This window comes from Pseudomonas boreofloridensis, assembly GCF_030580795.1.
GTDB classification, from domain to species: domain Bacteria; phylum Pseudomonadota; class Gammaproteobacteria; order Pseudomonadales; family Pseudomonadaceae; genus Aquipseudomonas; species Aquipseudomonas boreofloridensis.
The window spans coordinates 207,366-215,136 of record NZ_JAUQOQ010000009.1 but is presented as its reverse complement, the minus strand read 5'-3'; the positions used below and the strand labels follow the sequence as shown (position 1 = coordinate 215,136).

Annotated in this window: 6 protein-coding genes and 1 pseudogene; all 7 read right to left on the bottom strand. The window is 52.4% G+C overall.

Annotation, left to right across the window (positions count from 1 at the left end; genetic code table 11):
- The coding region (locus tag Q6A47_RS13530; RefSeq protein ID WP_304484542.1) for a hypothetical protein at positions 1 to 297 on the bottom strand (297 nt) is incomplete at its 3' end.
- Between the two features lie 648 nt (positions 298 to 945).
- Complete coding sequence (locus Q6A47_RS13525; protein ID WP_304484541.1) at positions 946 to 1,266, bottom strand: hypothetical protein; 321 nt, start codon at positions 1,264 to 1,266, stop codon at positions 946 to 948.
- The gene (locus Q6A47_RS23195; protein ID WP_408082844.1) at positions 1,263 to 2,615 is read right to left on the bottom strand and encodes a Hint domain-containing protein; all 1,353 of its coding nucleotides are present in this window, start codon (positions 2,613 to 2,615) and stop codon (positions 1,263 to 1,265) included. The genes Q6A47_RS13525 and Q6A47_RS23195 overlap by 4 nt, the downstream gene beginning before the upstream one ends.
- A gap of 54 nt (positions 2,616 to 2,669) precedes the next feature.
- A pseudogene (locus tag Q6A47_RS13515) lies at positions 2,670 to 4,757 on the bottom strand (hemagglutinin repeat-containing protein); the annotation flags it as partial.
- A gap of 800 nt (positions 4,758 to 5,557) precedes the next feature.
- A complete protein-coding gene (locus tag Q6A47_RS13510; protein WP_501985953.1) occupies positions 5,558 to 6,025 on the bottom strand; it encodes a PM0498 family protein in 468 nt (155 codons plus the stop codon).
- A gap of 928 nt (positions 6,026 to 6,953) precedes the next feature.
- Complete coding sequence (gene cdiI / locus Q6A47_RS13505; protein WP_304484539.1) at positions 6,954 to 7,334, bottom strand: ribonuclease toxin immunity protein CdiI; 381 nt, start codon at positions 7,332 to 7,334, stop codon at positions 6,954 to 6,956.
- The gene (locus Q6A47_RS13500; protein WP_304484538.1) at positions 7,335 to 7,763 is read right to left on the bottom strand and encodes a CdiA family toxin C-terminal domain-containing protein; all 429 of its coding nucleotides are present in this window, start codon (positions 7,761 to 7,763) and stop codon (positions 7,335 to 7,337) included.
- Positions 7,764 to 7,771: the final 8 nt, after the last annotated feature.

The window sequence follows — 7,771 nt, the reverse complement described above, 5'->3', positions numbered from 1 at the left end:
GCCCTTGCGATTCGTGACTGCCTTGACGACAGTTCGCAACCACATCCCAAACTTACCGACATCCTCTGCGTCAACCCCAACGCCTACCTGTCCCGCAGCCTCTTGGGCTGCATCGGTCACCGCCTTGGTCATGGCGGTTCCGACGAGGGTCTGCATGGCCTGGTAGTTACTGAGTACCGTAGCCCCGAGGGCATACTGATCTTTCCACCCGACCTCCTTCATGCTGTCAGCCAACAACGCATGGGTCTTCTGGTAGTCATCGGAGAACGACTTGTACTCGCTACGGCAGGCGTCCATGTCACGGGCACACAGTTGCTCAAGCCGCTCCTGATTTTCGATGTTCAGGTCGCCATACCGCTTGCGTACATCAGCGCACGAATTGCTCGCATCAGCGGCGGGAAATTAACCCTAACGAATTCCCCGGACGCCTCGTGTATGTGCTCGACCGCCTACACCGATGGTTCTACTCGCCGCACCCGCCAATCAACCGATTTACCAAACGCCGAACGATGGCGGTGGCGCCGTGGCGGCCAGACCGGAGCAAGGCCGAGGAGCGGTTGTAGAGTGGGCCGGGATTGGGGTAAGCGATTTTCGATGAGTAGGGCTGCTGTTTCAGGTGCAACTGAGCACAGATTTGGCGAGAGACCTTACAAGGCTCTATACAAAAACTTTGATACTCGGTGATGCTGCGTTGAAAACAGCGTTGGAATGCTCGTTTACAATCCATAAACTCCGCTTCCTCGGCTGTTTAGCCTTGCCTGACCTTCGCCTCAAAAATTTTCAGACACCTTAGTTTACTTCGCCGGTGGACTGAGGACGAAACCTGCGCACAAAAAAGAGCAGTTCATTTTACCTTAGGAACGACCGGTATTGTAACTAGATACTAAAACGCCATCTCAACAATCCCCCCGTACCTTGGAGCCCCTAACTCTGAGAGAGTGCTATCTACTCCTCAGGAATATCTGGCCACTCAGGTTCAAGCAGCAAATACTCGGCATCCTCGGCAATATTGTCAAAAAAACTACACAAACTCATGGCATGAGCTCGAAGATGTATTAGAGCGGACTGAGTGGCTAGCGCATCTCCCCCACTTGACGCAAGTCTGCGTATATTTTTCGTAAGCTGATCCATACCTTTTGCAAGCAACAGTGAAAGATCCTCATGATAACTAACTTTCAGCGCTTCCAGCTCCACTTCCGGCAACTTTTCTCGGACGATCGTAGCAAATAACTTCCTTACCTCATCGATCTCAGAAAAATTATTCATCGCGGCAATTTCCTTTTTTGCTTAATAGCAACTTTCGTTTTAGCCTCGTTAATCGAGCCATCGAGATTAAGGACCAACTTTGCTTTATTTCTACTATCAAATACTTCAATGTGATTCATGTGACTTCCATCGAGGTAGAACTTGTCACCCCTGGCAATATACTCACCAATATTTGCAGTGGCCATATAAACGCTTTGACCATCGTATATTTGTTTGGTTTTCGTAGAGCCTTCATAGACCTTCCCACCAAACCCCGGTAACTTGAAGAACTCTCCCATATTACCAACGCTTCCTGCATTGGGTATAAATTTAACATCGCACGGACCTGTATTATAAACCCACGTTTTCAGTTTACCCACATAAAACGTATGCCCAACATCCACAGAAAGGTTGAATGTCTCGCCTACTGACTTATGCAGCCTTATCGAGGCAACGCGACTCGACGTGTTATTTCCAGCGCCATCAGCCAAGGACTGTAGCAAGTCCCCAGCCCTCAACTCCCCCATCGGCACAAAATCATGTCTGGCCGGTACATAGAATGGGTGGCTGGGGGTTACGAACAAAGTCTCAGTCTTGACCTGACCATCTGCTCGCGTGCTTTCCAGGGTCAACCGATAGATCGGTTGATCGTTACGAATGTGCGTCGCGGTGATCGCTGCGGCGAAGGGTTCACCCCCGTGCTCAGGCTTGGTCCAGACTATATCCCCAACCTTGAGGGTTTCAATCGCTCGGTCGCCCTCAGGAGTCGCAACCAGTGTCCCTGCTGCGAAACAGCAAGGGCCACGCTCAGCTCCGCCAACTGCGCCCTTGCGATTCGTGACTGCCTTGACGACAGTTCGCAACCACATCCCAAACTTACCGACATCCTCTGCGTCAACCCCAACGCCTACCTGTCCCGCAGCCTCTTGGGCTGCATCGGTCACCGCCTTGGTCATGGCGGTTCCGACGAGGGTCTGCATGGCCTGGTAGTTACTGAGTACCGTAGCGCCGAGGGCATACTGATCTTTCCACCCGACCTCCTTCATGCTGTCAGCCAACAGCGCATGGGTCTTCTGGTAGTCATCGGAGAACGACTTGTACTCGCTACGGCAGGCGTCCATGTCACGGGCACACAGTTGCTCAAGCCGCTCCTGATTTTCGATGTTCAGGTCGCCATACCGCTTGCGTACATCAGCGCACGAATTGGTCGCATCACACGTCTTGAGCTCGGCGAGGAACGCCTCGACCTCTTTATGTCGGAGGAAGTTGTTCTGAGTCGCCTGCTGTGCGACCCAAGCAGCCACCTGTTGATCTTTGGCGTCAGCACCCAGGCCGGCAGCAACCGTCATACCGACCAATTGTGAGGTCATGCCCAATACACGGTCGTGAGCTTCACCGGGAAAGATCTTGTCCCCGACCAGTTGCACCAAAGCCTCATTCGCACCTGCCGCCAAAGCCGCCGTGCGGAAGTCACCGCCCGCCGCTTCAGCAATCAGACCACCGACGACGGCATGCACTGCGATACGCTTGGGCAACCCGCTGCCCATCAGGCGATCTCCCACCTCATTGAAGATCGCTCCGCTCAGTGCGTCCGCAGCAACCTCCAAGCCGGCCTGGACAGCGTTGTCCTTCAGGCTGCCACCGTAGACCACCGTACTCAGCGCCGCTTTGAGCGCAATGCGTGACACGATGCTGTCACCGCCCGGTGCAAGCGCCGCCATCACATAACCTTTCATGGCATTGCTGGAGGTCACATCCTTGACCACGGCACCGAGATTGCCACGGTTGTTGATGGTGCTCACCGCCGCATTTGTTGAAGCAGCGCTGGCTACGGCACCGACTGCGGCGCCGCCGACCCCTCCTCCTGCCCACGCCGCTGCCATAGGCCCTACTACGGCGACCATGACAATGGCTATAGCCAGTTGCGCCGCAGGACCAAGGCCCGAGTTGTTGTACTTGAACGAGTCGTGAAGTTCCTGGACTTGGCGTCAATCCACATCTCCTCGCGCCTCAGCCTCTTTCAACCAAGCAAGCTGGGGATCGGCCGCCACCATGGAGTCAATTGCCTGGCTTACCGTGTGCTGATCGATCTGCCGCACATCGATCTTCAGCCCATCCACGGCTTTGATCGCCAGTTCGCCCTGTGCAACCAACTGACTCTGGCGCAAGGTTTCGTCCGTGTTGCCTCTGCCCTTGGAACTGTTCCACGCCAGATCACCCTTGCTCTTCTCGTGACTCTCCTGATGCAGATCCTTCACGCCTTCAAACGCGATCCCTCCGCCACTCTCAAGCGTCAGATCCTTCCCACTCTCAAGCGTGGCCGCCTGATACCGCTGATCTCCGCCGCTCGCGAGGGTCACATCGCCCCCAGCCGACACCGCGCTGCCGACATACTTCACATCGGTCACTTCGTCGCGCTGGGTTTTCTTGCTGCCGAAGCTCCCTTTGCTCTTCTTGTCGTACAGCGAGTAGTCACTGTCAGCCTCAGCCAGCAGTTCCAGGCGACCACCGGCCACCAGATACGCTTCATCCCCCGCCGACACCCGGCTGGCCGTCATCGCCAGGTCTTGTCCGGCGCGCAGGCTCACGTCGCCGCCGGCCGTCACCGCCGTGCCGACCTGGCTCACATGGTCTTCCTGACCCTTGGCCTTCTTCGTCTTGAACGCCGAATGCTGTTCATCCGCCGCCGAGCTAAGGCTGAGGTTTTCAGTCGCCGCCATGGCCACATCGCGCTTGGCGTCGATCTGGCTGGCGATGGCGGTGAGGTCGCGTCCGGCCACCGCTGACAGATCCCGTCCTGCGGTCACCGTCGAGCCGTTCTGGGTCACGCTGCTGCTGTTGTTGCTGTCACGCTTACGGCGGTAGTCGCGGCTCTCCACCTGTTCGACGGAGCCAAAGCTCACATCGCGGCCCGCCTGAATCGTCAGGTCACGCCCGCTTTGCAGCACGCTGCCCTGGTTCGAGACGTCGCGACCTGCGCCGATGCTCAGGTCATTGGCCGCTTCGATGCGCGCGGCGCTGTCGAGGAAGTCGCGGCGTTCGCTGAGGCTGCCGTCGCTGCTGGCGTGGGTGGTGGCGGTGCGTTCGTTGATCACGTCGCCCTTGAGGGCCGTGAGGGTCACGTCGCGGCCAGCGATGATGCCGCCGGCTTTGTTGACGATGTTGTTGCCCGCCAGCAGGTCCAGCCGATTGCCCGCTTCGATCAGGCCGCCGTTGATGATGTCGTTGCCGGCCTGGGCGGACAGGTTGTTGCTGGCGCGCAAGGTGCCGACGTTGCGCAGGTCCTGGCCAGCGATGAGGTTGACGTCGTTACCGGCGATCAGCGCGCCGGTGGGCGCCAGGCGATTGTTGGCGTTGGCCAGGTAAAGCACCGGCACCAACACTTCCTCGCCGTTCACCACATGGGTTTCCAGCCAGACGATGTCGTGGGTCAGCGCTGCGACCTGCTCGGAGGTGAGGGTTACGCTTACGGCCAGGTTCAGCGTTTGACGGCTGGCGATGGCGTTGTCCATCAGGTGGCGGAACAGCTTTTCGTCGGTGGTTTGGCCGTCGATGAAGCGTTGGCCGGTGCGGGCCACCACGGCTTGCTGGATCAGGCGCTGTTCGTAAAGGCCGTCGCCCAGGCGCTTGGCGCTTTCGTCCGGGTTGTAGCCCAGGCGCTTGGCGCTTTCGTCCGGGTTGTAGCCCAGGCCCGAGAGCAGGTAGTCCGAGCTCATGAATTGCTTCATGTCGGTGAGCACGGGGTTGGTTTCGATCAGGTACTTGTGCGGCTGGGAGACCGGGCGCTTTTCGGGAAGGCCCTGGACTCGCTTGAGGGTCTGAGTAGCAGTGCTGTACCCGTCCGACTACTCGGCAGGGCTGACGGCGGGTAGGAACTCAGTTCCTCGTCATGTCAAGAATACGACGCTATTAATGACGCGCCCTACGTAACCGCATATGTAATGCGCCCATAGTATTCACTTAAACCCACTTACCCACTGCCAGTAACCCGCAAAATATACACGCACTAATAAAGATAATAGCTCACCATTAAACCTATCAAGCTCAATAATTACCCTTACAAACCAAACTGCCTCGCATCGATATACTGGAAACTTATAGAGTTACACTGAAATATAGCCTGATGTTTTAACTTCGCCGCTCTGCACTGCAGCCACTAGATCCTCGGTTGCGCGCTTCATTTGCCCTTCAAAACCCGCCTGCACAATATATCGCATTGCAATTTCACTACCAGGATGTCCTGTTGATCTTATGATTGGCCTTCAGCAAAATTTGCTAACTGCTGGAGATAGAAAATACTTTTGTCAATTTCCTATAATTTAGAATTTAGATCATTTATCGCATCAGACGATAGCATATATAACACTGCCTCTTCGTACTTCTGTAAGTCATTTGCAAGCCAAAACTCACTATCTCTGCAAAAATGAAATTTTACTACCACCCCAAAATCGTCGACCAAGACAATCGCAGCAATATCACCAGACATAGCATTGAAATTACGCCATAGTGCAAACACTTTGAAAACGAACAAAAACGCCTGCACCACATAATTCCCTGACACATAGTCATCTATATGCAGAGAATTAACAAAGCACTCATATCCCGTACAATCCTGGAAATCTGAAACCGCAGCACCAGCACTGAGTCTTTGCAAATATTTTAAAAGCACACACCCTTCTGACACCATCAGCCCTGCATCAACGATCTCTAGCAATTCACGCTCAAGAGCAGTATCACTACAATCCGAACTCTTAACTAAGTTCCGCATGTTTTCATTCATCAAGCTCACAATAGCTCTCCCAATTATTTCTTCATACCTTTTTCGATAGCCGCCTTGAATCTCGCTTCACTCAAGAGCTTATTGACAGACTTAGGTGCCGTTGGGAACGTGTTAGATACCGGATCATACAAATACTTGTTCCCACTGTTATCCTGATAGTGAATTTTCCCAGGCCGCTGCCCTAGATTCGGATTTTCAACATTGAGAATTTCTTTCCCGCTTCCTTTACATATATTCTTTCTTGCTGTTTTTGATTATTTTTCACCCAACGTTCCTGATAAGCGAGCTGCAACCCCTAACTTATCTACCCAGCGGTATGTACGGCCGGCTTACCACCTGCCATGGAAGGCAGATAATTACTGATAGTTTTATGCATAGCATCGGCATTTATCTTTCCCGTATATGAGCATTAAGTAATCAGAGTCGCAAGTTGATCTATCATGCCATGTTTCGCATATCCCAGCATCTTACCCAAGTACTGAGTTTTGAAAAGCACCTTGGAGCGGACGGGAGCGGGCAGACGTGGCGGTGAATGAGCAACGCAGTGCGAGCCAGCCGTGACTTTCTAGTGATTACAGCTGAGTGAAAAAATAGCCCCGGCAGTGCCGGGGCTATTTTTATTCCTTTTCTGCAAGATAGGGCCAATATGCTGACCCTTCATCCTTCCTTATCCAAGCCCTACCGCAAGCAACGACATGAAACTTAGCCATTTTTACTTCCCTAACAGGCTATTAGTATTTTGCCTATCCAGCGCTGAACTGCTTAAGTAGTTCCTTGGGACTCTTTGGTAGGTCACGCTGGGATTTCTTCTTAGTTGGCATACATGCACCTCTTGCTCATGCTACGCCCTAACACAAAATTTCTGACATACCCGCGTACTAAGCAAAAACAAATCCGCCCCTTTCCCGGATTCTGGTCCCACAAAAATTTAAGCAGGAAGCTTGACCAATAGTTCATTTACTTTGGCGGTATCTTCTGGATGAAGTTGAAGATATTCCTCGCAAGCCAGTCTCACAAGACTATAACCATCCGCAGCACAAACAATAATTTCCCCATCAAAAACACCAAAAATCAAACCATCAAACCGCAATTCATCATCTGAATCATCTAAGTCCGGAAAATGAAAGTAAGCCTCATCAAAACAAAAACCAACACCATCAGTGAGCAAAGACAATCCGTACAAAAATTTTTTACTAATATTTATAGAATTAAAGAACTCTTTAACAACCCAAAACTCATCATTGTCATAGTCGACCCCCTTAAAAATATATTCACTCAAAACCCCTCCACCTGCGGGATTAGTAGCCATTTAGTTAGCCTCCGGAAAAAAGTTTTTAACGACCTTATCATCCAAGTAGACTCTAAATTTCACACCACCTGCGGCTGCCGTATACTCTCTTAACCCCTGAGAAATTGCTGAGTTGTATCCACTAGCAGCAGCCTGCTGCCCGAGATCCAATATCTTTGAATCAGTGAATACCTTGGAATCATAAACAGTCTTAGTGAACACCTCTGACTTATAGCCAGTTACATTCCCAGCTCTGTCATAAGCTGGAATCTGATATTTAATTTCGGATATCCCATTCACCGCCCCTGGCGTCTGGCTAACAATCTTGGCACCGTTCTGGGTTGCGGCCTGAGAAAAAACATCAATATTGTGGGTACCACTTATACCTTTCCTCTGAGTTAACACATCATAACTACTCAGGTGACTTTTGATATTTGGATTAAAACTCACTCCATCAA